Here is a 25,377-nt window from a genome sequence, read left to right on the forward strand (position 1 = left end):
GAAGTCCTGCTCCAACTCTTACCTAACGACGGCGAGTACCATCGTGTGGCATGACAGTGACGAGTTCCCGTGGCACGGTACTGATGGCGGCCTTAAAGTCGATCAGGCGTACAACGAGCAATTCATGGTGCCCGACCTTGGCTGACCTAAGGGCGCACGCCGTCGGTTTCTATCTGCCTACAACTTTCTGTTGGGCTCGTATCGCCTGATACGTCTCCTTTAGCAGGTCCGAATGTCGCTCCGCATACCCATTGCAGATGTTCTCTGCCTCTTCCACGTGACCTGTCGCAGCAAGTCCCGCTACACAGCGTATCGCGTCTTCGCGCCGATAGTCGGGCAAGAATCCTGTAAGTGCAGCCTGAAAGACCCGCGCCACCTCCTTCGGATATTGGCCCACGAGTCGGGCCATCTCCTGCAAGAGGATATACCCCTGATGGTTGCGTTGGGCATGCGGGGCCGCCGCTGCCCACACCTCGACATGCTGGGAGTCCAAGTCTTTGATGAAGACCGCTAGCAGGCTTAGGGACGACTGGAGCTCCGGGGATTCTTTGCCATCCAAGCGGATGCGCTCTTCAACCCGACGCCAAAACTCTAGAACCTTAGGACCGTGAGTGTTGGCGTCTTCCTCTCCCCTCGGTCTCAGCGTCCAGAAGAACCAACTGAGATGCGGCAGTGCGGTTTGGTCGAGAGACTCGACGAGTGAGCACAGCAGGCCACCATTCTCAAACGTCTCCAGCCCTTTCAGGTATGCAAGTCCGACAATCTCGACAGCTCGTTTCGAGACTTGCCCCGGGAGTCCAGCAGAAACAATCATCTTCTTGAGATGGCCGGAAGCCATCAAGCGTTGATATAGCCAGTCATGCAGGTAAGACTGATACGAGAACCCTTGTACAGCGCAGCGCCACGAGGACTCACTGGAAACCGAGAAGATTCTGTCAATATTGGCTTCAGTCCACGCGGCGTTCAAGTAGTGGAAGTTGACGCAATACATCCCTGCCAGGGCGGCGAAGTCTGGATTGTCTCCAGAGGCACTACCAGCGAGCTCGGCCTCCAACACGGTGACCACGCGAGCCCAGCTCTCATCCTTTGATTCGTGGTTGACCTCCTGCCTGCGCATTGCCAGCGCCACATGGATAAAGGCTTCAAGTGCGCGCCCTCTCGAGGAATTGATTGCGTGCGACACAGCATCATTCACTTCAACTCGCCGCTGAGACGGCAATGTGGCGAGCAACTGGATCAATACCTCAAGACATCTTCGGAAAAGTGCAATCGGCATGAGGCGCTCGCGGTTCGCCCCAGACTTGAGCAAGTCAGCGATGTCGCTGACAACCCAGCGTGCGGATGGCTCCCATCCCTCCGTCGGCTCCTTTATTAGTTCATCAGCGAACACGGGATTTCCAACGATTGACTCTATAAGCCCAACCGTCTTCTCCCATGCAATGTCGCGTTTGTCATCAGCCCAGCGCTCTTTCAACCCCCTCAGCAACCCATGCTGGTAGGCAGGCAATTGGTCCACGAACAGCTGGAGGTGCACACTGAAGCCGTCTTCGCTCGCGCGTACCGCTGCAGAGATGGTGGCGGCAAACCCGAGATATGTTGGTCCATCCCAGGTTCGCGACTCGGGTTTGAAGCTCTTGAGTAGCCCTTCCAATTCTTCATTGGATGCTGCGACCAAAGTCTCCGCTGTGGTTGGACTCCGTTCACCAACCCAGCCCCCGGTCGAATACGAATGGAAGTCTGGGTGCTCTCTTACGGGGCCCCAGCGCTGAACGAGCACCTCATATCGAGCGTCCAAGGCTGCGTCACCAAGTCCAACGGCGGGGTGCAGCAGGTCGCGCTGATGCTCTTGGACCCAATCCTCGCGGTCTTCCTCGTGTTCTCGCGTCAACTTGGCCTGGTCGACCATCTCCAAGAATTTTTGCCTTTCGAAAAGAGAGAATCTGCTGAAGGCCCTCTTGATGAGCCAAAAGACTTCATGCCAATAGTTGACTTCGACAAACCATTCTGGACGCACGTACTTCCAGAAGGCCTGTCCTACGCTTCCGTAGTTTTCAGCGCAGACATAGATGCCAATGCGAACCAGCACAGGCACCTTCGAATCAAGCAGTGCTTCAACACAAGCGACCGCGTCCTCCGAGGTTTTCTCCGTCGCTCCCAACGCGGCATCTCGTACCGCATCGACCAACACAGACCGGTGGCTTTGCTCATGACTATCCTGCTCATGGTCCTCTATCGCAGACCTCCAGATGTAGGAATAGCCGTCCTCCTTGGCGGCCCCAATTGCTTCCATAAGCCGAGATGAGAGCATCGAGACAGCTGCCCTGCCGCGACGCTCACCGAGCTTTCTTGCCGTAGCCCTAAGTGCGGCGGCCAAGTGGTACGGTCCGACAACGCCCTGTCGATCGGCGCTCATGTATTTGTCTCCATCGGCTTAGGCATTGTCAACAAGGCGACGAGCGCTTCGGCCATCTTTCCATGTTCAGGCTCTGAACTTTCCAAAAGGCGGGGAAGCAATTTTTCACTCAGCTCATTCGCCACCATGTCTGCGTCAAACCTACTTGTAAGCCAAGTCTTCACCATTTGAATGTCCGCTTCCGTGATTACGGGGAGCGGCAGTTGCGACATGATGGTCGCTAGCGACCACAAGGTCCGCCAGTTGTCCAGCCTTCGCTGGCTCGCGTCCTGGGTCACCGCTCGAACAATCTCAATAATCTTTGCAGCCTGTGATTTATCAGCCGGGGCAGCAATGTGCTCAAGGTACCGAAGTGCCGGCCATCCTTCTGCCTGGAACATCTGACCCTTCCCGGTGGCAATGACCTTCACCTCTGGGCTATGTTTCGCGTCGAAGTAGCCTTCTGCCAACAGGTCTTCAAACCAGCTGATCTCCTTCAACGAGTTTACGAAGTAGGCTGCAAGTTCGGGCCGATCTCTTGCCAATCGGAGTGCTGATTCCTTGGATGGCGAGTCAGCAGCTGCAACATACCTGTCGATACTCAACTCAAGGTCCAGTCGCGTTGGGTCACGTACGTCAAGCTCAGGCTCCCACGACTTGAAGACTTCCAGCAGCTCTGCATGCCCCTTTTTGTCGATGCAATAAGGCAGCACCTGAACCCCGCACTGGTCTTTGTAGAAGCGCTCGATGAAACCAGTCTGTACATGCTCGGTGGAGCGGCACGGATACAGGAGATAGTGCCGAGGCTCGACCACCTTGCTCTTCAACGACTCGTTTGAGCGAACGACATAGTCAAGAACTTCAAGCTCGGCCAAGCCGTATCCGACAAACAGAACTGTGTAGTTTTTAAACATCTCGGCGAGGAATGCGCGAACCCGTTCGTCAGCGTAATGCTCAATGTAGTCCTTCAGCGAGACGACCATAGAGCTTGGGTCCAGGTAGCTACCGTGGAGATGAATTGCTGAGCCTCGCTCTGAAAGCAGGCTAGGGGTTAGCTGTTCTCTACGATAGTATTTAGGGCGCCCTACGGACGGACTAGAGACGGTCGACTCTGTGCCGATGGGGGGCTCTGCGGAGAGCTCTGGGAGACCACCTTCGTCAAGCCATCGGTCATAGTTTGTCGTCACAAACACGGGGCGGAGCCTCGTGAGCACTCGGTACAGTTCTGCCCCATAGTCGCTCGGGTGCCCTGGATGCAATATGCCGTCGAAGTCAATCGGCACCGCAGACTCTTCTGCCATGGCTCTGGCGATAGACAGAGTCCGTCGTGGGTCTCCGAGCCCCTTCAGCTGTTCCGCTTCGAGGAAGCTCAACTTGTTGGCTCGCTCCAATGCTGCAACGACATGATCTGCAAAACCACGCCAGTCTGGACTGCCGCATAGCATCGAAGCCCCGGCTCCGACGAAAACAACAAGTCCACCATGCTTTGCCGCGTCCTTAAGGACTTGGTCAGGTACAGGCCTCTTCATGATGTTGTGCTCGGTCGTAAGATGCCTGCTGCGGTCAATAGGATGATCTGGTGGTCCTGATTCATTCTGTTGTCGAGCCTGGTTTTTTGTTCATCGACGCAGACCCCTGTCCATACAAGGCTAGTTCGTCGCCCTCTTTGACCTGCCTGGTTTGCTGACTGGGGCCGGTGCCGCCTGGATTCGTGCATCTTGGAGTAGTCGAGCACTCTTCCCTCAATCCTAGTTGCCAGACTACGGCGTTCCACTTCGGCCGCTGCAGCCAAGGCGATCTTCACCCTCGGAGGAGCGCGAACGCTGACAACTTCGGTCTTGGTAATTGGCACGGGTGCTCCTGTGTGAGAAACGCTGGCATTTTGCAACATTGTCTGTCAGGCCGTAGTCGCAAAAGAAGGGGCTTGGTCGCCCCCCACAAAAGGAAGGCTTTTCACGCCATGTGCTGGTACGTTGGACACAATGACCGCTTAACGCAAAGATCACCAGTCGGGGGCCACTGTCGACCGTCGCAAATCAGCCTGAGCTGCCATTCAATTGCTAGGAACCATCGGCTGTTCCTGGCCGACATAAGGTCCCCCCTGATTTTGGGTGACTGCCCGTTTACGCTGCATTGCAGGTATACGTTTTTTTCCATTCCTGTCGTTCAATTTTGAAAGTCAGCAAGGAGAAGAGTTGACTGGCTCTTCCAGACACATAGCTGCCGGTCACGTGGGAATTTCGCAAGTCAAGTGCGCAGCGGGAGCAGTCGCCCGCGAAAACCCGTTTCCAGGGAAGTAGGCTGTCGCCCGTCACCCTATCGAGCACACAGCCGTGGAGATGCACGTGTTCGTACAGGCTGGAGCCGAACCGGTGAATGAAGGCCGCGGCGCCGATGTGCTGGGCAACCTTGTCCTCATTGGCCGCCCCGGGGGTGTGGGTCTGGAGAGTTTGTGCAATCACCTGCAGGAAGATGCGCAGCATCATCTTGAGAGTCGTGCTATCGCGCTGCATGAAGTAGCGTAGTCGCTTTGGGACGGAGAACACCCACTGGCGCACGGACAGGTGGGGAAACACGTGATCCGTCAGGCGGGCCGCAGTCTGGACCATGCGTCGGGTGTTGCACGAGGGGTAGACTCCACGGCCGTTGCACAAATAGGCAACGAAGTTGCGAGTCCGCAGTCATCACAGCGGGCGCGGGCAAAGACATCGATGTGATCCAGAATTGATCTGGCGGACACTGACATGCTCATCCTTAATACGCAATATTTTGGAGGTTTGACCGATGACAGCGGCTTCAACGGCTCGAGCGAACTTTCGCTCAGACATCAACGGATTGCGGGCTTGGGCGGTAGTCGCTGTCATTCTTTATCACTTCGGTGTCCCCGGTTTCAATGGTGGATTCGTCGGTGTTGATAGCTTCTTCGTGATCTCGGGCTTTTTGATGACGGGCATTGTCGTTAAAGGGCTGGAGCGGGGAGATTTTTCGATCATCAGGTTTTACACGGCACGAGCGCGGCGCATTGTGCCCGCACTGCTTGGCTTGTGTGCTGTGCTTCTTGCGCTTGGCTGGTTTGTCTTGCTGCCACCAGACTACAAACTATTAGGTTCACATTCGGTTTATGCAGTCTCCTTTTTGTCGAATATTGAATTCTGGCAAGAGGCGGGTTACTTTGATGTCGCCTCGCATGAGAAGTGGCTCCTGCACACGTGGTCGCTGTCGGTCGAGTGGCAGTTTTATTTGATACTGCCTTTGGTTTTGTGGGCAGCCTGGCGCATCAAACCAGGGCGCACAGCGCAAACATGGACAGTGGCAATTGCACTGGCAGCATCACTGGCGGCGTCTATTGTGGTGACGAGCACGCAACCCAGTGCGGCTTTTTACTTATTACATACGCGAGCTTGGGAAATGCTAGGCGGCGGCATGATCTTCTTGCTTGCCGGTAAATTGACCTTGTCGGCCAGGCAGCAGCGCTTGATCGAGGCGACTGGTTTTTTCTTGATGTCGTTGGCCATTGCACAGTTTGACAAAGATACACCATGGCCTGGGTGCTGGGCTATGGTGCCGGTGGGCGCCACCATGCTGGTGTTATTGGCGAATCGCCGCTCACTGTGGACTGGTCACGGTGTGGCTCAGTGGTTGGGGAATCGATCCTATTCGCTCTATTTGTGGCACTGGCCGGTGGTCGTGGCGCTCGTCTATGTGGATTTGCAAGCCAATGCGCTGGCGATCACTATGGGCGTGATTTTGACCGCGCTTTTGGGTCATGGGTCCTATGTGTGGATCGAGAGTACATCGCGTCGCTGGCTGGAGCGTCGGCGCGTAGCGATCTCTGTGGGCGGTTTGGCCTTGGCAGCGGTAACCGTGATGCTTCCCGCGCTGCTTGTGTGGAAGCAGCAGGGGGTGATGGGACGGTTTGCCCCGGCGATTGAGTTGGCTGCAGCAGAGGCAAGCAATGGCAACCCTCGGAATGAGGAGTGTTCCGTCAGCAAGGGTTTGGCCATGCCGTCCTGCGTCTTCGGAGGCTTAGATTGGAAAGTTATAGTTCTCGGTGACAGCCATGCCGCAGCGCTGGTAACGGGCGTTGCAAAAGCCCAATCCAAAGGTGATGCTGGTGTCGTTCAGTGGACCTACAGTGGGTGCCCGTTTGTACCGGGAATGAAAAAAACCCCTGCGGAGCTGCGTGCGGTTGCTGACAAAGGCTCCAAGTGCAGCGAGTTCATGGACTGGGCCCAGGCGTCTTTAAAGACCTTGCCTCCAAGCGTTCCGGTGGTGATCATTAACCGTTACGCGGCCTATGCTTTTGGTCGCAACGAGGATCGGCATTTAGTGGAAGTGCCGTTAATGTATTCATCAAAGGTCTACAGGACGTCCACGCCCGAATTTATTGCTGAGTTTGCCAGTCATGTCACGCGTTCAGCCTGCGAGATTGCAGCGCAGCGCCCCGTCTATATGGTTCGGCCCATTCCTGAGATGGGTTTTCATGTTCCCAAGACGCTCTCGCGGCGCATGGCTTTCGGGTCTAACGATAACATGTCTATCTCGATGGAGGCTTACCAAAAACGCAACGCCTGGGTTTGGGCGGCGCAAGATGCTGCTCGGGACCTGTGTGGCGTCAAGTTATTAGACCCCACACCGTATTTGTGTCGAAACGGCAGATGCTACGTTAGCCAAAACGGTAGGCCGCTGTACACAGATGACAACCACCTGAGTGAGTTTGGCAATACGCTGTTGCTACCCATGTTTGCAGAAGTCTTTCAGAACCTTTAAGTTGTGAATACAACCGTTCAGCAGGAGGTTCGAATAACGACAGTTGACCCAAAACTCATCGCCAATTGTTGTTCAGCCAAGATCGACAAGGTTGCTCCCAGACGTAGAAACAAAATAAGGCAACTGCCATCGCCCCAGCCAATGCAGTTGGCGCACCGCCGGGAAATGATGATTTGTACGAATAAAAGGGCTGCTGCCACAGGTAAATCGAGAACGACCAAATGCCCAGCATCCTCATTATTTTGGCCGACAACAAACGTTTGAACGTCTGATAAGTTTGCGATAAATGGTTTACGGTGAATGCCAAGAGGAACGGTGAAAGCAGGCTAGAACTCCACCATGGAAGCAGCTTGGAATAGCAAAGAAACGCAAGCGCCAGTGCGATAAGCGGCACAAAGGGCGGAACCTGGACTCGGTACTTCTCACGGATCAAACGGTAACCCGCCGAGATAAGCAAATGCGATGCCGCGACTTCACTTCCCAATGCACCCCATCTGGGAGCACGATCACCTAACTTCACATAAAGCATTCCGATGCCAATGCAGGCAATACCGGTTAGCAGCAGCACAACTCCTTGCCACCCACGAAATATGCCCAGTAAAACAATAAAGCTCATGAAAACATAGGAATGCTCTTCGATGTTCAACGACCAAAGATGCCCTATTGGAATCCCCGTGCCCCATATCCCCGAATTGCTGGGGAAGTAGGTCCGCAGGAACAGAACCGTTGAAATGACCTCGTTGCGTGTGAAGGCCGTCCCATGCCAAAACGCGGCCACATAAATGGCGGCAACGAAAAGAAGAAACGCGGGAAGAATGCGGCTGATGCGGCGCCTATAAAACACGCCCAGGGGCTGTTGTTTGATAAACAAAACCCCACTCATCAGGAACCCTGACAGACAAAAAAAGATGTCTACGCCCATGCGGCCTGTTTCCAGCGGTATCATGCCCAGGAAGTGCCCTTCCAAGACAAGTGCTATGGCTAGACCACGCCAACCGTCGAGATAATTGACATGTTCAGTGCTTGATTTCATGTATGACGACCCACAGATAAGCTATGCAACTGCACGAGCCGCATATAGACAACATCAGCAACATGCATCGAACCCCGAGCGTATCCGAGATTTCCTGCCCCGCGTTGCAGGGTCAGCATGAAAAAGCGCCGTAGACAGAGCCAACAGCGCTGCTAAGGGTGCATTGGACGCGGGCCTAGCCCGCAGTGTGTCAGAGTCTCCGTTTTCACTCATTTACCAGTTCGCGCGCTGATCATCGACCTCATAGTCCGGTGCCGGTGGTGCCGCCAACCCCAGTTGGTTGCCCAGCATGGTTCGATGTGCACCCCGTCGTCCCGCGTGCCGGGCCGGGGAAATGTGCAAAGGTTCTGTGTCGACGCCGATGTGATCTAGGATGCGCCTGAGGTCGGCACTGTGCGTGATGAACGAGATGATGTGCATCTGGCAACCCTCAATTGGGCATAGCGGCGGGAACACCTCGTCGATGCGGGCTATCAGAACGGTCCAGTGCGCCGTTGACACTGCAGAACCAATGGCCGGTATGGAGCAACCAAATCGCAGATTTCTAGTACCGCTGTTAGCCTTCGGAAGTCAGCCGTGGTCTTAAATCCTATGACTGGTTACGCTCCCAAGATTACCTTGAGCATGGCCGACTTGATGCCTAATCGTTGAGCATCAGCCGCCATCCAAGCACCCATGCGGCTTGCGGGACTTACCCAGCCAATTATAAACAAGGTAGACCACACATCGTGGGGGTAACCCGCCTCAACATCCCTAGTGCCTCGGGGACGCCAAGCACCGTTACTATCTGCGAATGTGCAGCCACTACCAAACCCTGAAGGAACGAGATCGTTACTGGCGCCACTTCGGCGTGGAGCCGCCCCTGGAGCCGGGCAAGGGCGACATGTGGCCGGGCTACCTGGGCACCTTTATCCGGCGTCACCCGCATGCCGATGTCGAGGACGAGGCCGTGCCAGAGCGCGAAGCCCTGCCCGGCCTCTTCGGTCTGGTGCCACATTGGTCACTGGACACCAAGATCACCCGCCACACCTACAACGCTCGCAGCGAGACGGTCGCCAGCAAGCCCAGCTTCAGGGAGGCCTGGAAGCACGCCCAGCACTGCATCATCCCGGCCGAGGCTTTCTATGAGCCGGACTGGCGCTCGGGCCGGGCCGTGCCCACCCGCATCGCCCGCGCTGACGGCGAACCGATGGGCATTGCCGGACTGTGGTCGTCCTGGAGGTCACCCAAGGACGAGACTGTCCACAGCTTCACCATGCTGACCATCAATGCCGATGCCCACCCCTTAATGGGCCTGTTTCACAAACCCACAGATGAAAAACGCATGGTGGTGGTCCTACCCGACGACCGATATGACGACTGGCTCAACGCGTCGCCCGAACACAAGCACTCGTTCCTGCGCCCTTACCCGGCGCCTGCGTTGCAGGCGATGCCGGCATCGGGCGTGCACGCAACGCTGTCTCCATGAGGCCATTTTGGCACTCATGACCCGCCTAGACAATCGTGACCGCAGCCGTATTCAGGGTCGGTCAGAAGCCGCCAGCTCCAGGTTCCGGGCGCGGACATTGAGCAGTCGCCCGAATGGGCCTCCGAACCCCCCGCACGGGCGTATCAACACCGATTCCCTCTACTCTGGATGGCCACATCCGGGCGTCAGTTGCGCCAAACCTGGGTGAGGGCGGGCCCCGCGAGTCGCCGCCGGATGCGGGTTGACAGGTTGGCGTTGGGCCGGTTAGTGAGCCAGTTAGTTCCAAACCGGCAGTACGCGGAGTTCGGTACGCTTTCTCGGTACGCACCAAAGCAACCCCTCTCAAATTTTGAAGGACCATGACGATTCAAAGCGGAAGCTAAAGCAACTGCGTGTCATCCAACAGGCAAGGCTGCTGCACAAGTGGCGTGAGCCGGGGGCACTGAGTGGCAATCGTCAACAACTGAGCAACTACCCGTCCACTGACGCAACAACCGCAAAACCCCTGATGAAGGCATGGCTGATGATGCTTCCATCGAAAATTCGACGCCATGTCTGGCGCCTACCTAAGCTGCGGCTCCCCCTGATTTACAGGGAAAGCCGCAGACGGCCAAAGGATGAGGAACTGCTTTTCTGAGAGCGTTCCAGTACTTAGGTAGCAATATCACCTCCAGAGGGAAGTGGAATAAGGTGCTTCCCAAAGTGCCGGTATCCATTCGGGTATCCACTGAAAGCCTAATTGGCCTCGTTACATGCGTAGCGAAAAAGTACCCGAGCTACAGCTCGTCCACATATAGTTTGTCACGGAAGCTTGACATCACCTACACGAGTCGGGGCGCTCCTCCCGACGTAAAGGCAACCCACACGGTACAAAAAACGTTGCTGACGGCTACATGGGGGCTACACGGAGTACAAAAAATAAAAGCCTGCTATCTTTTTAATAGCAGGCTTTTATTACTGTACTTGGGGTGGCTGATGGGGCTCGAACCCACGACAACAGGAATCACAATCCTGGACTCTACCAACTGAGCTACAGCCACCGTAGTAGGAATTATACCCTTGTCTACTGCGTATTTGCCGACGCGATAGATTCTTTTACCGTGCGATTGGGCTTTGGTATCAAAATTTCAGTCTTGAAATGGTTCTTGAGAAATGCGTAATATGCTTGGCCTTCGGCCGCAGACCACCACTGCCCGTATTGAGCGCGGTCCTGCGTCACCGATGCTTCTGGTTTGGTTTCATTTGCGACAACCTTGTTAACGCGAACCACAGCGTAACCCCGCGATCCAAGGTCTACACCCACGAATGCCGGCAGACTTTCGGTAGTAGCTCGAAGCGCCGCAACCAGCACAGGAAGCTCAACGTTCTGGGCTTGATCGCGGGAAATGACTTTGGCTGCAGGCATGGGCGATGAGTTCGGTGCATTCTGCCATGCAGCAAGTTTTTCTTTGCCCTCTTTCTGAGCCAACTCTGCTGCTTTCGATGCAATCAGGCGCTCCCGAACAGAAGACTGCACCGCTGAGAACGGTTGTGTTTGCGCCGCTGAATATTGCGTCACTCGGCCTGCGGTCAACTGATTGGGAGCAGTCTCCACCGCTTCGGTATTGTGTTTCTTCTCAATCGCGTCTGACGCAAAGAGGGCTGCCAAAAACTTGCCATTGGTCAACACACCGACGGCGCCGTTCGCGGGCGTTCGGGTAACCCCAGAAGCGATTTTTATTTCAAGCTTGAGCTTGTCAGCGACTGGTTTCAAGCTATCAGATTGCTCGTAAACACCATTGGCAAATGCCTCGGCCAACTCGGCGAATTTGGATTGAGCCTGTTGGTTTTTCAAATCCGACTCCATGGCAGGCCGCATCTCTTCGAACGAGCGTTGTTTCGGCGCCTTCACGTCAGTCAGTTTGATAATGTGAAAACCAAAATCAGACTCCACCACATCGCTGATTTCTCCTTTTTTCAACAAAAAGGCAGCATCCTCAAACGGTTTCACCATCGCACCACGGGCAAAGAAGTCGAGGTCACCGCCATTTGACGCAGACCCAGTGTCCTGTGAGTTCTTCTTGGCCAATTCGCCGAAGGTATCGGGGGACTTCTTGGCTTGCGCCATCAATTCGCCCGCTCGGGCCTTGGCAGCCTCACGCTCCGCCACGGGAGCATCTTTGGCCGCAGTGATCAAAATGTGGCTGGCCCGACGCTCTTCTGCCCCGCTGAACCGAGCAACGTTCTGCTCGTAGTAGCTTTTCAAATCGCTTTCATTCAGCGAAATGCTCTTCTTGATTGATTCAAGATCAAGAGTGATGTACTCAATGTTTGCCTGTTCAGCGGCCTGAAACATGGCGGGGTTAGCTTCATAGAAAGCCTTCAAATCGCTCTCAGCCGGTTTGACTTTGCTTGCATAGTCAACCGTTGCAAAGGTGGCCACTTGGACCTCCCGCTTCTCAAAAAAAGCGTTCAGTGATACGTCTGCAATCTTTTTCGCAGAGAAGCCGGTACTCACGACGCCGGCTTCAACTTGTCTCAGGGACAAATCTTGCCGAACTCGGGCCTCGAAGCCCTCAGGGGTCAAACCTTGGCTTGCCGCAAGTTGCCGATAGCGGTCCATATCGAGCTTGCCGTCCGGCAGGCGCAAAGATGCAATCGTCGGATTTTCTTGCAGGTCACGAGCCAGCCGAGCATCGCTGGTCGTCAATCGAAATTCAGTTGCCGCTTTGCGTAAAACACGCTCGCGAACCAAATTCTCCAGCGTGGCATAGCGAGCCTCTGCGGAGTCCAGTAATTTGACATCAATATTGGGAACCGAATTACGGAGTCGGTCTGACTCGATCTTGTGAGCGGCATCCAACTCACTCTGCTTGATCTCATCGCCGCCAACCCGCGCCACAACCGCGCCTTTGTCGTTGGAGTTGCTATAGCCATCAATACCAAACAGTACAAATGACGGAATGACGAGCAAGAAAAGCACGAACATCATGATTTTCGTATGCTGGCGAACGAAATCAAACATGCAAAAACTCTCCTGAAGATAAACAAAAAAGGCGAACAATTGTTCGCCTTTGTCGAGGGGGGGGTGGTGGGTGATGACGGGCTCGAACCGCCGACCTACGCCGTGTAAAGGCGCCGCTCTACCAACTGAGCTAATCACCCCACCTAAACTTGTTGTCAGTTCAAGGCATCTTTCAATGCTTTGCCCGGACGGAATTTTGGAACTTTGGCAGCCTTGATTTTAATCGCATCACCGGTACGTGGATTGCGACCAACACGAGCAGCGCGCGTGCCGACTGCAAATGTACCAAACCCAACCAGTGACACAGTGCCACCTTTCTTCAGGGTCGTCTTGACTGCGCCAATTGTGGACTCCAAGGCGCGAGTTGCTGCGGCTTTGGAGATGTCAGCATGCTTTGCAATATGCTCAATGAGTTCGGTTTTATTCACAAAAAGAACCTCTGATCTGGTGTCGATTCAAATCGACTTGTCTCTAAAAAATCTTATACCCGGTCAAGCAATAAAGTCGACGCGTCGGATGGACGCCAAGTCAAAACTTCATCATTTTTCTCACCAGAGCGGATCAGAATTCTAGACGGTTTTCCTGTCTCCGCCGGCCACTTGACTACGAAATTTCGAATCAAATTATTTGCGTTGCCGTACTGCTAATGCTCAATCATAACGCGTCGCGTAGCGAGGATCGACTTTAAAGAACGAGCAATGCACCACCTGATGATCAACCGGCACTTTTGCCCCAGGCTGCACCGACTGATCAAGTCCTCAATTTTCCGGGGGAATGTCGATCTGCGTTTATGCGGAGCTAGGCTTGCGGACCACAAGAGCCACCCCTACGGCAGTCAATGCGGTTCCTGCCAATGTAATCAACGTAATGGGTTCATTAAACAAACCCCATGCGATGAACGCGGTCACGGGCGGAACCAAAAACATCAAGCTCGTCACGGAGGCAGCAGCACCCCGCTGAATCAACAAGTAGAGCAAAGAACTCCCGCCAAGCGTCAACCCCAAAACAGACCACGCCATCGCTCCGGCCAGCTCGCCATTCCATCCCATCGGTTCCGTTTCCAGAAATGCCAGCGGCACCGTTACCAACAGTGCAGCCATCAATTGAACAGTGTTGGCACTGCGGACGTCGCAGGTTTGGACAAATCGTTTCTGATAGAGCGTGCCCACTGTAATGCTCAACAACGCACCAATCGCCAGGGACAGATTCAACCAATCGGCCTCGCCACCTTGGCCAAACTTGCGCGACACCACCAAGACCAATCCCAAAAAACCAAGCAACAACCCAAGCCACTGCCGCCAACCAATCTTGCCTCCGGTAGAGGCCAGCCAAACCGCAGTCAATACAGGCTGTAGACCCACAATCAAGGCGGATAGGCCGGACCCCATTCCAGCCTTAACAGCTGCCCACACCCCACCCAAGTAGAAGGCATGCATAAAGACGCCGGTAACGGCCAGGTGCATCCACTGCGAACGGCTGGAAGGCCATTTGACCTTTGCCAACACGATCCAAGGAAGAAAACAGAGAATGGACAAAGCATAGCGCCACGCCAAAAATGTCATTGGCGGCGCATGAGGCATGCCGTAGCGCGCGACGATAAAGCCTGTGCTCCAAATCAGCACAAAAACAGCCGGCATCGCCCGAGTACCCAATTTACCCGCGCCGACTTGGACCCCACCAGTCATTTCACCCGCGCTCGAATCTCGGGCAAGGCTTTTTGCAGGTAGTACACCATGGACCAGATCGTCATCACCGCAGCGATCCAGATCAACCAGACACCCCAGACTCGAGTATCGACGACGTCAAACAACATTCCATCGAAGAGCAGGAATGGAATTGCCACCATTTGCACAACAGTTTTAAGCTTTCCAACCATGTGAACCGCGACGCTTTTCGACGCGCCAATTTGAGCCATCCACTCGCGCAGCGCCGAAATAGCAATTTCGCGCCCGATGATGATCAGTGCCACGAACACATCTGCGCGGCCCAAATGAACCAGCACCAGAACGCTGGCGCACACCAAAATCTTGTCCGCCACAGGATCCAGGAAGGCACCAAAGGATGACACCTGATTCAGTCGACGGGCCAAAAAACCATCAAGCCAGTCTGTGGCCGCGAAGACCACGAACAGGATGGTCGCGATGAGATTGCGAGTGGCGGGGTCAATGGGTAGGTAAAACACCCCAATGATCAACGGGATCGCCGCAATGCGGGTCCACGTCATGATGGTTGGGATGGTGAAGAACATGGCGCAATTGTGGCACGACATACCGATTCGACGGTAGCCGTCAATCCGTCGACTATCAGTGAAGCGCTCGGTAGATTTCCTCAGCCAGATCCCGCGAAATACCGTCCACTGTCGCAATGTCATCGGCACTGGCTAAAGTGACGCCCCTAACGCCGCCAAAACGCTGCAGCAACTTGGCTCGCCTCTTGGGGCCAACACCAGGAATCTCTTCGAGCTTGCCACCATCAACTCGGACTTTGGCACGCTTGGCGCGCATGCCCGTGATGGCAAACCGGTGCGCCTCATCCCGGATTTGCGCCACCAACATCAAGGCGGCAGAGTCTTTGCCGAGATAGACTTTCTCGCGACCATCCGCGAATACCAACTCCTCCAGCCCCACGCGGCGCCCTTCCCCTTTTTCGACGCCGACAATGAGGGACAAATTGAGGCCCAATTGCTCGAACACCTCACGCGCCATGGACACTTGGCCTTTTCCGCCATCGACAAGAACCAAGTCCGGCAACCGCCCGGTTCCTGGGGGCGTCTGACCCGATTTCTCGGCTTCACGCAATGTTTCAGCCAACTTGCCATACCGGCGCATCAAGACCTGGCGCATCGCGGCATAGTCGTCACCCGGCGTGATGCCCTCAATTCCATATCGACGGTATTCGGCGTTTTGCATTTTGTGGTGATGAAACACCACACAAGAAGCTTGCGTCGCCTCCCCCGCTGTGTGGGAGATGTCAAAACACTCCACTCGCAAATTCTCAAGCTCATCGAGCGCGAGGTCCAAGGCATCAACCAACGCACGGGTACGGGCTTGCTGAGACCCCTCCTCTGACAGCAATCGCGCCAGTTGCAACCCGGCATTGGTCTGCGCCATCTCCAGCCATTGACGGCGCTGCTCACGAGGTTGATGCACCGCGCTGACCTTCACTCCAGATTGCTCAGACAGTGCTTTGAGTAAACTTTTACTCACGGGCTGACTGACCACGAGGGAGGGTGGTACCGGCACATTCAGGTAGTGTTGCGCCACAAAAGCATCCAGCACCAGCGCCTCAATGGTGGGACGCGCGGCGGCATCGTCGGCACCCTCATGATCGGTATGAAAGCTCGTTCCCTCTTCAACATGCACAGGGAAATAAGGGCGATCACCAAGATGACGCCCTCCTCGCACCATTGCCAAATTCACGCAAGCACGCCCACCCTGCACTTTCACGGCCAAGATGTCCACATCACGATCCGACACGTTGTCCACCGACTGCTGATGCAAAACGCTGGACAACGCTGACACCTGATTGCGTAGCTCAGCTGCTTGCTCAAATTCCAGGCGATCGGAATGAGCCATCATTCTGACTTCCAGCGCCGCCATGACATCGCGTGCGTCCCCTCGCAAAAAGCGCTCTGCATTAGCCACATCTTGCGCGTAATCCTCAATTGAGATGTGTCCCACACAGGGGGCTGAACATCGTTTAATCTGGTACAGCAAGCAGGGCCGTGTCCGGTTGTTGAACATGGATTCTTCGCAGGTGCGCAGCCGAAATACCTTTTGCATCAGCAAAATTGCCTCTTTGACCGCCCATGCGCTTGGGTAAGGACCAAAGTAGTGGTGCTTTTTCTCTACCGCACCCCGGTAGTACGATACCCGCGGAAAACTGGAGCCCACGCTGTCAGACGGGTATGAGCCGGTCATTTTCAAATACGGGTAACTTTTATCGTCCCTGAACAGAATGTTGTATCTGGGATTGAGGGTCTTGATCAGGTTATTTTCAAGCAGCAAGGCCTCTGCCTCAGACCTGACCACCGTGGTTTCCATGCGCGCAATCTTGCTCACCATGTGCCCAATGCGAGTGCCGCCGTGATTACGCTGAAAGTAGCTCGACACCCGCTTTTTCAGGTTGATCGCCTTGCCCACGTAAAGCACGGCCCCGTCGACATCAAAGTACCGGTACACGCCTGGCAACGCCGGCAGGCTGGCCACATCGCTCAGCAATTGCGCGGGATGGGCATTGACCTCAGTTTCCTCCTGCTGCGACAAGGGATCGGAGGGTGTTGATTCAGGCGTATCGGACATAAGGACGTATTGTGGACAATCTCCGGCGTGAACACAGGAAAACTCTGGGACATCTTTTGCAAAGTCATCGACAACTTCGGTGACATCGGTGTGTGCTGGCGACTGAGCCAGGACTTGGCCAACCGCGGTGAACGCGTTCGACTGTGGGTTGACGACCCCAGCGCCCTGCAATGGATGGCACCCCACGGCCATAAAAGTGTTGAGGTTCATCTGTGGGAATCCCCTCTTTCAACCGAGCGCCTCACCATGGGTGACGTGCTAATTGAGTCCTTTGGCTGCGATATTGATCCTGAATTCATAGCATTCTATGCAGACAGTACAAGGTCGGATAACACAAAAGGCACTTGGATCAACTTGGAGTACCTCACAGCCGAGACCTATGCAGAGCGCAGTCATGGTCTGCGTTCACCGGTCACGCAGGGACCAGGGGCAGGGCTCAGCAAGCATTTTTTCTACCCGGGATTCACGCATGCCACCGGGGGATTGCTGCGCGAAGCAAGTCTGCCCTCGCGTCAGGCCAACTTCAACCGGTCTGATTGGCTGCGTCAGCAATCGATTCCGATCAACAGCGAAAGATTGATTTCACTTTTTTGCTACGAACCTTCGGCGCTGAGTGCATTGATGGCCCAATTGGCACAAGGCTCAACGCCCACACGACTGCTGGTCACAGCAGGTAGAACCAGCGCAGCTGTGACCGCTTGCATCAAGCAGAAAAACTCAGAAAACCCCCTGTGGAATAAAGACGAGGTGCTCACTTTTTCGTACCTTCCTTCACTGACGCAGCAAGACTTCGATCACTTGCTGTGGTCCTCCGATCTGAACTTTGTCAGGGGCGAAGACTCGTTGGTTCGCGCCATTTGGGCCAGAAAGCCCTTTATTTGGCACATCTACCCTCAATTGGATGGCGCACATGAATCAAAGCTGTCTGCCTTCCTTGACCTGATCAACGCCCCACCTTCTTTGAGAACTTTTCACGAGGTATGGAACGGGTCAAATGGCGCCGAATTGCCTATTCTGAACTTGGATCAATGGCAAAAAACAGCGACTGAACTTTGTGACATGCAGCAAACACAGAGCGATCTTGTGACTGCTCTCATTCAGTTCACCGCGAAAAACAACTAAAATAGATAGCTTTGCGGGATTCGACCGGAATATTTCCGCTGTTTGCCGTCCGTCGCGTCTCCTGCGACCAACCTTCACTGAATCGCTATGAAAACAGCTCAAGAAATTCGCGCCGGCAACGTCATCATGCACGGCAAAGACCCGATGGTCGTCCTCAAAACCGAATACAGCCGCGGCGGTCGCAACTCTGCCACGGTTCGCATGAAGCTCAAGAGCCTGATTGCAAACTTCGGCACTGAAGTCGTGTTCAAGGCCGACGACAAGTTGGACCAAGTCATTCTTGATAAAAAAGAATGCACTTACTCCTACTTCGCCGAGCCCATGTATGTCTGCATGGACACCGAGTTCAACCAGTATGAAGTAGAAGCCGAAAACATGGGCGACTCACTCAACTACCTGGAAGACGGCATGGAACTTGAAGTCGTGTTCTACGACGGCAAGGCAATTTCCGTTGAAATGCCTACCAGCGTGGTTCGCGAGATCACTTGGACAGAACCCGCGGTCAAGGGCGATACTTCCGGCAAGGTGCTCAAGCCTGCCAAGATTTCAACAGGATTTGAAATTGGTGTGCCAATTTTTGTGGCCCAAGGCGACAAGGTGGAAATCGACACCCGTACTGCGGAATACCGCAAGCGCGTCTAAGCTGCGTGCTTAGTCAAAAAGGCTTCTTCGGAAGCCTTTTTTCATTGGGGTGTCTTTGCAAAGCAAAGGAGTTGGCGCTTTGAGCACAAGTTCTTCATTCCGGTGTAGGCTACCCCCATGACCACGACTCCCAACATCGCATCTACATTGACCTTGCGACGGGTCGCCATTGATACCTACCGTGAAAACGTGGCCTATCTGCACCGCGACTGCGAGGTTTATCGGGCCGAAGGATTTCAGGCCTTGTCAAAGGTGGAGATTCGCGCCAATGGTGGCCACATCCTGGCCACTCTGAATGTCGTCGACGATCCAGCCATCGTGAGCTGCAACGAATTAGGCCTGTCCGAAGACGCCTTTTCCCAGTTGGCTATCGAAGACGGCCACGTGGCGTCGATCTCCCAAGCGGAACCAGCTGCTTCCATCGATGCACTACGTCGGAAAATTGCCGGAGAACGCCTAGGTTTGGATGACTTTCACGCCATCATTCGGGACATAGCGGCGCTGCGGTACTCCAAGATTGAGCTAACGGCGTTTATCGTTGCCTCCCAGCGAGATGAACTTGACCGAGAGGAAGTCTATTTCTTGACCGATGCCATGGTTGCCAGCGGGCGCCGACTGGACTGGCATGAAAGTCTTGTGGTCGACAAGCACTGCATTGGTGGTATTCCTGGCAACCGTACGTCAATGCTGATCGTCCCCATCGTTGCCGCCCATGGCCTGCTCTGCCCCAAAACATCCTCTAGAGCTATCACATCCCCAGCCGGAACGGCCGACACCATGGAAGTATTGGCTAACGTTGAACTGCCCTTTGCCCAGTTGGAAGACATCGTGCGCCAGCACCGAGCCTGCCTGGCCTGGGGTGGAACAGCCCACCTTTCTCCCGCAGACGACGTCCTGATCTCCGTCGAACGTCCACTGGGCATTGACTCCGCGGGTCAAATGGTCGCATCCATTCTTTCCAAAAAAATTGCGGCCGGATCCACGCATCTGGTTCTGGACATCCCAATTGGACCGACCGCCAAAGTCCGCTCAATGCCCGATGCGCAACGGCTGCGCCGTTTGTTCGAGTATGTCGCTCATCGCATGCATTTGTCGCTGGACGTGATCATCACTGATGGTCGCCAGCCGATTGGCTATGGAATTGGCCCTATGCTGGAAGCACGCGACGTGATGCGTGTATTAGAAAACGACCCCAGAGCGCCAGACGATTTGCGCCAAAAGTCATTGCGACTGGCAGGCCGGCTCATTGAGTGTCACCCGGATGTGCGAGGCGGAGACGGCTTTGCCATTGCCCGCGACATCCTGGACTCCGGGCGCGCTTTGGCGAAAATGAACATGATCATCAAAGCGCAGGGTCAAAATCAGTTTGACCACAATGCGCCCCAACTTGGAACACTTAGTTTTGAGGTGACGGCCACTAAAGCCGGTGTCGTCACCGGCATTGACAATTTGCAAATTGCCCGTATCGCGCGGTTGGCTGGAGCGCCCAAAGTGGTCGGTGCAGGGGTTGACCTGTTTCACAAACTTGGGGCCATCGTTTCTATCGGAGATGTCTTGTACCGGATCCACGCCGAATACCAAAGCGACCTGGAGTTTGCCCGGCAGGCCTGTGCCAAATCTACTGGCTTCACCATCGGCCAGGCTAGCGACTTACCTCACGTTTTTGTGGAGTTTTAACGATGACGCGCGATCTTTTGCTGTGCTTCTCCGATGAGACAGACCTCGGCGAGCGCATTTCACGGGCGTCCGGTTTCGATCTTGCCAAAGTGGAGCGCCATCAATTTCCGGATGGAGAAACGAAACTACGTGTGCCAGATGCTATGCCACGTCGTGTTGTCATTTTGCGCTCCCTCAATCAACCCAATGACAAGTTGATTGAATTGCTTCTGGCCGCCAAAACCGCCCGGCTGCTGGGTGCACACCATTTGACCTTGGTTGCTCCCTACCTCGCCTACATGCGGCAGGACATTGCTTTTCAGCCAGGCGAGGCGATCAGTCAACGCATCATCGGAAAATTTCTGGCTGAACTTTTCGACACCGTGATCACAATCGACCCCCACTTGCACCGAGTGAAAACGCTGCAAGAGGCCATTCCGGCGGCCAAGGCTGTGGTGCTCAGCGCAGCACCTCTGTTGGCGGACTTTGTAGCAACACATCGGACGAACCCCGTGCTTATCGGACCGGATGAGGAGTCTGCCCCGTGGATTGCACTGGCTGCCGCTCGGCATGGCTTTGAGCACGCCGTCTGCAAAAAAGTACGGCATGGTGACCACAATGTGGCAGTGAGCCTGCCACCAATCACGGTCACAGGTCGCCCTGTCGTCCTTCTGGACGACATCGCCAGCACCGGTCAAACAGTCGCTCAAACAGCGCGTCTATTGCTCTCAGCTGGTGCTGCGTCAGTAGACGTTGCGGTCACCCACGCTCTATTCGCCGGCAACGCGATGCAGGTTCTGCGGGACGCAGACATTCAAAACATCTGGAGCACGGACTGCGTTTATCACAGTAGCAACGCCGTGAGTGTCGCCCCCCTTATTTCGCAAACATTGGCGGCACTGGCGACTGCGTAGCGGTGAGACAAGTAATTACCGACTGCCACCATGTCGCAAAAACTCAACGAGCTGCGTTAAACACTTGAATCTATACGCACAGGTATAACAAGAACAGCCCTACAAGTCTCGGCTTGACTTATGTCATCCTCTTTGATGCGCCAATTGATATCCTAGAATGATTCTTTACTTAAAAGAGAACTAACAATGAATGATATGTCCGATACACAAAAAGACAAACTGATGACTGACCTGCGAGTAGTGATCTCGGACGCCGAAGAACTGCTCAAAATGACAGCTGATGAGGCAGGTGAGAGCGCAGCCGGTTTGCGCAACCGTGTACAGCAGCGCATGAACCAGGCGAAGGCAGAACTGATTCACCTGCAAGTTGCAGCTGTGGCCAAAGCCAAAGAGGCCGGCCATGCGACGGACGAGTTTGTTCACGAAAACCCCTGGAAAGCCGTTGGAATTGGCGCGGGTGTTGGCCTGTTGATCGGCATGCTGATCAGCCGCCGCTAAACAAATCCGCTCAGATGCAAAACACCACCCGCGAAAGCGGGTTTTTTAACTCGATAAAACAACTGCTCAGTACGGCGCTGGAGATCGCACAGGTCCGTCTTGAACTCGTTGGCACTGAAGTAGAGCGGGAAAAGCGCAGACTTTTCGATGGCCTTTTTTGGGGTGCCATAGCACTGCTGTGCATAGGTGTTGGCCTAACACTCTTATGTGGCTTCATCATTTTGCTGCTTTGGGACGGCTATCGACTCGCAGCCATTGGCTTGTTGTCGGTGTTGTTTATTGCCATGGGCGCTGTTTTGGCCCTCCGCGCCAGGAAAAAAGTTCGCAATCAGAGCACCATGTTTAATGCCAGTTTGAGCGAACTCAAACAGGACCAAGCCGCATTGCGGCCGCAAACTAACAATGAGCCACACTGACTTGCTGGCACGCCAGCAGCGCCTGTTGGCGCGAAGTGAATTACTGCGCGAATCCCTGGCCAACCAGTCGCATGTGATTCAGCGACCCTTGGCACTCGCAGACCAGGTTCGTGATGGCATGCAGTGGCTTTACGGTCACCCTCAATGGCCTATTGCAGCCGTCACGGTTCTCATCGTGCTCAAACCCAGTCGTGTGCTGACTTGGGGCGGCCGAATGTGGTGGGGTTGGATTAGTTTTAAAAAGGCCCAAAAGCTACTCAATCGCTAAGGTTTTCAGTTGTGGGAATGGCGCACAATAAGCATCATGAGCAAGAAAAAAGTCCCCCCCCAACAACTGACCGAGCGACGCCTTGCAGATGCTTGGGCAGAATTGCAAAGTCATGCCGATCAAGGCAACCCCCTTGAGCCCGACGCCTATCGACTGGCGTTTGCCGACCCTGAGTTTTTGTTGCGCCGCGAATCACGCGGCATTCGATTTCAGCTTGAAATGCTGAAACCCGACCTTGACCAAACAGAACAGGGAATTGACAACACCATTGTGGTTTTTGGGAGCGCCCGATTCCCTGCTCCAGAGGATGCGCAGAGAGCGCTCGCTGCAGCCCAGAAAAGTGGTGACCCGATCGAACTCAAAGTGGCCGAGCGACAAATGCGCAACGCCCACTACTACGACCAAGCACGGTTGTTTGCCCGCATTGTGGCCACCTTCAGCATGCATCGGCGACCCGAAGAGCGCTTATTCATCGCCACAGGTGGCGGCCCCGGCATCATGGAAGCCGCCAACCGAGGTGCTCACGAAGTCGGCTCCATGAGCGTGGGCTTGAACATTGCACTCCCCCATGAGCAAAGTGCAAACCCCTATGTCACGCCCACGCTGAGCTTCAAGTTTCACTACTTCGCGCTACGCAAGATGCATTTCATGATGCGTGCCAAAGCGTTAGTCGCGTTTCCTGGTGGGTTCGGCACACTCGATGAATTGTTTGAAGTCATTACTTTGGTCCAAACCGGCAAAGCCAAGCCAGTGCCCATCATTCTGTTTGGTACCGAGTATTGGAAACGCTTGCTCAATACGGACGTTCTGCTGGAAGAAGGCGTTATTTCGCCAGAAGACATGGATCTGATCACCTATGTGGATGACCCACAACTGGCCTGGGATACGATTAGTTCGTTCTACGGGCTATAGCAAAACCAGCTTCATTGCGATTGCATCGGTGTGAAGCTGAATCAGAGTAGGACGCAAAAAAACCCGAGAAGCATTCAACTTGTCGGGTTAGTTTTTGATCCATCTCTATCAGCAGATCAAGGTGGTCTGCCCGGAGGGGATCGAACCCCCGACCCACAGCTTAGAAGGCTGTTGCTCTATCCAACTGAGCTACGGGCAGAGATCGAGAGAAATTGATGGTCGGGGCGAAAGGATTCGAACCTTCGACCCTCTGGTCCCAAACCAGATGCGCTACCAGGCTGCGCTACGCCCCGACTTGAGTGTATTGTAGCCGGTCAAAACCACCAGTTTGACAGAAACAAGGCAATTGGGCTTCATTTTTTTAAATCATCGCCAAATCTGGGAAAATCCCTCGGTCCGCGGACCTATAGTCTCCTAATGAAATCGAGTCACCCGCCCATCCCCTGGCTTGAAAACGGACAAGCCTTCCCGAACGTTAATCTCACCTGGGACGAAGCGACTGGCGCCCCCGGACTATTGGCGGCCGGCGGGAGCTTAGACGTTGAAACCTTGTTGCGCGCATATTCATCCGGCATCTTCCCTTGGTACAGCGGCGACCAGCCCGTCCTGTGGTGGAGTCCCACGCCTCGCATGGTGTTGGATGTTGCTGACTTCAAGCTGCATCGCTCGTTCAAGAAAACCATTGAGAAATTTCGCGCGAACACTGCTTGTGAGATTCGCATCGACTCCTCGTTTCGAGAAGTCATCCAATCGTGCTCAGCAAGTCCACGGGGTGGACAGTCTGGCACCTGGATCGTGAATGAAATGATCGAAGCCTATGTCGCCTTGCATCAGGCGGGTTTCGCGCACAGTGTCGAAACTTGGGTTGACGGCCAACTCCAGGGTGGGCTGTACTGCGTGTCCATTGGTCACTACGTGTTTGGTGAATCAATGTTCAGCCGGTCAAGTGACTCTTCAAAAATTGCACTCGCCGCGTTGGTGGCCTTTTGCAGGCGGCATGAGATTGCCCATATTGACTGCCAGCAAAACACCAAACACCTGAACTCGCTCGGCGCTCGGGAAATCCCGCGCAGCGAATTCCTGAGTCAGCTCCAGAACCACATTACCCGGATCCCGCCGGACTGGAAATTTGACCCTCTATACTGGCAGCAACTCATACCCAGCGTGACTTAGCAACGTGACCCATCTCAAGGAACTCCCGCTTCAAACGCTGCAGTTCTACGCGACTGCTTCTTATCCTTGCAGCTACCTGCCCGGGAAGCAAGCGCGCTCCCAAGTGGCCACCCCCAGCCACCTGATCAACAGCACTACCTATTCTGAGTTGGCCAGCCAAGGCTTTCGGCGCAGCGGCATGTTTACTTATCGCCCCTATTGCGATAGTTGCTCTGCCTGCCTGCCTCTTAGAGTCCTGACCCAGGAATTCAAACCCGACAGAAGCCAGCGCCGAGCTTGGGCTCAACACGCCGGGCTTCAGGCCCGGGTGTTGGAACTTTGCTTTATTCAAGAACATTACGACCTCTACCTCCGCTACCAAAATGGCCGCCACGCCGGTGGAGGCATGGACGAGGACAACGTTGACCAGTACGCTCAGTTCCTGCTTCAAAGCCGAGTCAACTCGCGCCTTGTTGAATTTCACGAGGTACTGGCGGATGGCTCTACCGGTGACTTGAAGATGGTTTCCATTCTCGATCTGCTGGACGATGGCCTGTCGGCGGTTTACACCTACTACGAACCCGAACCGGGCTGCAATTACGGGACCTACAACGTCTTGTGGCAGATTGAGCAAGCGCGGACCTTGAACTTGCCTCACGTCTACCTTGGGTACTGGATCAAGGAGTGCCAAAAGATGAGCTACAAAATGAAGTTTCACCCGTCGCAGGTTCGATCGAACGGCGCGTGGGTCGACGGAGAACTACACCTCGCTGATTCATTGCTTGCCACTGGTTAAGCAGTTCGTCGGCGAGCGAGTCTGCGGGGGTTG

General features: G+C 54.7%; 20 protein-coding genes, 4 tRNA genes and 1 pseudogene. 12 read left to right on the forward strand and 13 right to left on the reverse strand.

Translation table 11 applies throughout. The features are described from left to right. Positions 1-169: 169 nt before the first annotated feature. From J8G15_RS06845 to J8G15_RS06855, 3 genes and pseudogenes are all read right to left on the reverse strand, one after another. Positions 170-2,374, reverse strand: coding sequence for a hypothetical protein (locus tag J8G15_RS06845; RefSeq protein ID WP_210546761.1), 2,205 nt, complete (start codon positions 2,372-2,374; stop codon positions 170-172). A gap of 35 nt (positions 2,375-2,409) precedes the next feature. Then, positions 2,410-3,921, reverse strand: a complete 1,512-nt coding sequence (locus J8G15_RS06850) for an SIR2 family protein (protein WP_210546762.1) — start codon at positions 3,919-3,921, stop codon at positions 2,410-2,412. 783 nt (positions 3,922-4,704) lie between these two features. Further along, positions 4,705-5,096 (reverse strand): annotated as a pseudogene (locus tag J8G15_RS06855) (transposase zinc-binding domain-containing protein); the annotation flags it as partial. An 80-nt stretch (positions 5,097-5,176) separates the two neighbouring features. On the opposite strand from J8G15_RS06855, the gene J8G15_RS06860 reads away from it, so the two are divergent. Continuing rightward, complete coding sequence (locus J8G15_RS06860) at positions 5,177-7,162, forward strand: acyltransferase family protein (RefSeq protein ID WP_210546763.1); 1,986 nt, start codon at positions 5,177-5,179, stop codon at positions 7,160-7,162. A gap of 55 nt (positions 7,163-7,217) precedes the next feature. On the opposite strand, the gene J8G15_RS06865 is transcribed toward J8G15_RS06860, so the two are convergent. Continuing rightward, positions 7,218-8,195, reverse strand: a complete 978-nt coding sequence (locus J8G15_RS06865) for an acyltransferase (protein ID WP_210546764.1) — start codon at positions 8,193-8,195, stop codon at positions 7,218-7,220. Between the two features lie 793 nt (positions 8,196-8,988). Here J8G15_RS06865 and J8G15_RS06870 point away from each other — a divergent pair. Then, positions 8,989-9,663, forward strand: a complete 675-nt coding sequence (locus J8G15_RS06870) for an SOS response-associated peptidase (protein WP_210546765.1) — start codon at positions 8,989-8,991, stop codon at positions 9,661-9,663. 964 nt (positions 9,664-10,627) lie between these two features. On the opposite strand, the gene J8G15_RS06875 is transcribed toward J8G15_RS06870, so the two are convergent. The 7 genes from J8G15_RS06875 to uvrC form a co-directional block, all read right to left on the reverse strand. Then, positions 10,628-10,703: transfer RNA gene (locus J8G15_RS06875), tRNA-His, on the reverse strand. 23 nt (positions 10,704-10,726) lie between these two features. Then, the gene (locus J8G15_RS06880) at positions 10,727-12,667 is read right to left on the reverse strand and encodes a SurA N-terminal domain-containing protein (protein WP_210546766.1); all 1,941 of its coding nucleotides are present in this window, start codon (positions 12,665-12,667) and stop codon (positions 10,727-10,729) included. Positions 12,668-12,731: 64 nt separating this feature from the next. Beyond that, positions 12,732-12,807: transfer RNA gene (locus J8G15_RS06885), tRNA-Val, on the reverse strand. A 15-nt stretch (positions 12,808-12,822) separates the two neighbouring features. Further along, positions 12,823-13,095: an HU family DNA-binding protein gene (locus tag J8G15_RS06890; protein WP_210546767.1), complete on the reverse strand. Its 273-nt coding sequence runs from the start codon at positions 13,093-13,095 to the stop codon at positions 12,823-12,825. 360 nt (positions 13,096-13,455) lie between these two features. After that, positions 13,456-14,304 carry a DMT family transporter gene (locus tag J8G15_RS06895; RefSeq protein ID WP_240538470.1) on the reverse strand — a complete coding sequence of 283 codons (849 nt, stop codon included), beginning with the start codon at positions 14,302-14,304 and terminating at the stop codon, positions 13,456-13,458. Between the two features lie 44 nt (positions 14,305-14,348). Beyond that, on the reverse strand, positions 14,349-14,915 hold the full coding sequence (gene pgsA / locus J8G15_RS06900) for a CDP-diacylglycerol--glycerol-3-phosphate 3-phosphatidyltransferase (RefSeq protein ID WP_210546769.1): 567 nt from the start codon (positions 14,913-14,915) through the stop codon (positions 14,349-14,351). A gap of 55 nt (positions 14,916-14,970) precedes the next feature. Continuing rightward, entirely contained in the window at positions 14,971-16,968 is a 1,998-nt protein-coding gene (uvrC, locus tag J8G15_RS06905) for an excinuclease ABC subunit UvrC (RefSeq protein WP_210546770.1), read from the reverse strand. Between the two features lie 27 nt (positions 16,969-16,995). Here uvrC and earP point away from each other — a divergent pair, with 27 nt between their 5' ends. The 8 genes from earP to J8G15_RS06945 all read left to right on the forward strand — a co-directional run bounded on the left by earP (position 16,996) and on the right by J8G15_RS06945 (position 23,396). Continuing rightward, on the forward strand, positions 16,996-18,090 hold the full coding sequence (gene earP, locus J8G15_RS06910) for an elongation factor P maturation arginine rhamnosyltransferase EarP (RefSeq protein ID WP_210546771.1): 1,095 nt from the start codon (positions 16,996-16,998) through the stop codon (positions 18,088-18,090). A gap of 87 nt (positions 18,091-18,177) precedes the next feature. Next, positions 18,178-18,732 carry an elongation factor P gene (gene efp / locus J8G15_RS06915; protein WP_210546772.1) on the forward strand — a complete coding sequence of 185 codons (555 nt, stop codon included), beginning with the start codon at positions 18,178-18,180 and terminating at the stop codon, positions 18,730-18,732. 117 nt (positions 18,733-18,849) lie between these two features. Beyond that, complete coding sequence (locus J8G15_RS06920; RefSeq protein WP_210546773.1) at positions 18,850-20,409, forward strand: thymidine phosphorylase family protein; 1,560 nt, start codon at positions 18,850-18,852, stop codon at positions 20,407-20,409. Positions 20,410-20,411: 2 nt separating this feature from the next. Then, on the forward strand, positions 20,412-21,302 hold the full coding sequence (locus tag J8G15_RS06925) for a ribose-phosphate diphosphokinase (protein WP_210546774.1): 891 nt from the start codon (positions 20,412-20,414) through the stop codon (positions 21,300-21,302). A 186-nt stretch (positions 21,303-21,488) separates the two neighbouring features. Then, the gene (locus tag J8G15_RS06930; protein ID WP_210546775.1) at positions 21,489-21,800 is read left to right on the forward strand and encodes a YqjD family protein; all 312 of its coding nucleotides are present in this window, start codon (positions 21,489-21,491) and stop codon (positions 21,798-21,800) included. A gap of 14 nt (positions 21,801-21,814) precedes the next feature. Next, positions 21,815-22,216, forward strand: coding sequence for a phage holin family protein (locus tag J8G15_RS06935; protein ID WP_210546776.1), 402 nt, complete (start codon positions 21,815-21,817; stop codon positions 22,214-22,216). Continuing rightward, positions 22,203-22,484, forward strand: a complete 282-nt coding sequence (locus J8G15_RS06940; protein ID WP_210546777.1) for a YqjK-like family protein — start codon at positions 22,203-22,205, stop codon at positions 22,482-22,484. The genes J8G15_RS06935 and J8G15_RS06940 overlap by 14 nt, the downstream gene beginning before the upstream one ends. Before the next feature lie 36 nt (positions 22,485-22,520). Continuing rightward, complete coding sequence (locus J8G15_RS06945) at positions 22,521-23,396, forward strand: TIGR00730 family Rossman fold protein (protein WP_210546778.1); 876 nt, start codon at positions 22,521-22,523, stop codon at positions 23,394-23,396. Positions 23,397-23,518: 122 nt separating this feature from the next. Here the strand turns inward: J8G15_RS06945 and J8G15_RS06950 are convergent. Both J8G15_RS06950 and J8G15_RS06955 read right to left on the reverse strand, forming a co-directional pair. Then, positions 23,519-23,595 (reverse strand) — tRNA-Arg (locus J8G15_RS06950). Positions 23,596-23,612: 17 nt separating this feature from the next. Then, positions 23,613-23,689: transfer RNA gene (locus J8G15_RS06955), tRNA-Pro, on the reverse strand. 124 nt (positions 23,690-23,813) lie between these two features. On the opposite strand from J8G15_RS06955, the gene aat reads away from it, so the two are divergent. Together aat and J8G15_RS06965 are read left to right on the forward strand one after the other, a co-directional pair. Then, positions 23,814-24,569 carry a leucyl/phenylalanyl-tRNA--protein transferase gene (gene aat / locus J8G15_RS06960; protein WP_210546779.1) on the forward strand — a complete coding sequence of 252 codons (756 nt, stop codon included), beginning with the start codon at positions 23,814-23,816 and terminating at the stop codon, positions 24,567-24,569. 4 nt (positions 24,570-24,573) lie between these two features. Next, complete coding sequence (locus J8G15_RS06965) at positions 24,574-25,344, forward strand: arginyltransferase (RefSeq protein ID WP_210546780.1); 771 nt, start codon at positions 24,574-24,576, stop codon at positions 25,342-25,344. Positions 25,345-25,377 lie beyond the last annotated feature (33 nt).

Source organism: Rhodoferax sp. PAMC 29310 (assembly GCF_017948265.1).
In the GTDB taxonomy this organism is placed as follows: domain Bacteria; phylum Pseudomonadota; class Gammaproteobacteria; order Burkholderiales; family Burkholderiaceae_C; genus Rhodoferax.

Bases quoted from the DNA above. Each gene is read 5' to 3' on its own strand.
- J8G15_RS06850 (WP_210546762.1), bottom strand. From the start codon at position 3,921: ATGAAGAGGCCTGTACCTGACCAAGTCCTTAAGGACGCGGCAAAGCAT.
- J8G15_RS06860 (WP_210546763.1), top strand. From the start codon at position 5,177: ATGACAGCGGCTTCAACGGCTCGAGCGAACTTTCGCTCAGACATCAAC.
- J8G15_RS06865 (WP_210546764.1), bottom strand. From the start codon at position 8,195: ATGAAATCAAGCACTGAACATGTCAATTATCTCGACGGTTGGCGTGGT.
- J8G15_RS06870 (WP_210546765.1), top strand. From the start codon at position 8,989: ATGTGCAGCCACTACCAAACCCTGAAGGAACGAGATCGTTACTGGCGC.
- J8G15_RS06880 (WP_210546766.1), bottom strand. From the start codon at position 12,667: ATGTTTGATTTCGTTCGCCAGCATACGAAAATCATGATGTTCGTGCTT.
- J8G15_RS06895 (WP_240538470.1), bottom strand. From the start codon at position 14,304: ATGCCGGCTGTTTTTGTGCTGATTTGGAGCACAGGCTTTATCGTCGCG.
- pgsA (WP_210546769.1), bottom strand. From the start codon at position 14,915: ATGTTCTTCACCATCCCAACCATCATGACGTGGACCCGCATTGCGGCG.
- uvrC (WP_210546770.1), bottom strand. From the start codon at position 16,968: ATGTCCGATACGCCTGAATCAACACCCTCCGATCCCTTGTCGCAGCAG.
- efp (WP_210546772.1), top strand. From the start codon at position 18,178: ATGAAAACAGCTCAAGAAATTCGCGCCGGCAACGTCATCATGCACGGC.
- J8G15_RS06920 (WP_210546773.1), top strand. From the start codon at position 18,850: ATGACCACGACTCCCAACATCGCATCTACATTGACCTTGCGACGGGTC.
- J8G15_RS06925 (WP_210546774.1), top strand. From the start codon at position 20,412: ATGACGCGCGATCTTTTGCTGTGCTTCTCCGATGAGACAGACCTCGGC.
- J8G15_RS06930 (WP_210546775.1), top strand. From the start codon at position 21,489: ATGAATGATATGTCCGATACACAAAAAGACAAACTGATGACTGACCTG.
- J8G15_RS06935 (WP_210546776.1), top strand. From the start codon at position 21,815: ATGCAAAACACCACCCGCGAAAGCGGGTTTTTTAACTCGATAAAACAA.
- J8G15_RS06940 (WP_210546777.1), top strand. From the start codon at position 22,203: ATGAGCCACACTGACTTGCTGGCACGCCAGCAGCGCCTGTTGGCGCGA.
- J8G15_RS06945 (WP_210546778.1), top strand. From the start codon at position 22,521: ATGAGCAAGAAAAAAGTCCCCCCCCAACAACTGACCGAGCGACGCCTT.
- aat (WP_210546779.1), top strand. From the start codon at position 23,814: ATGAAATCGAGTCACCCGCCCATCCCCTGGCTTGAAAACGGACAAGCC.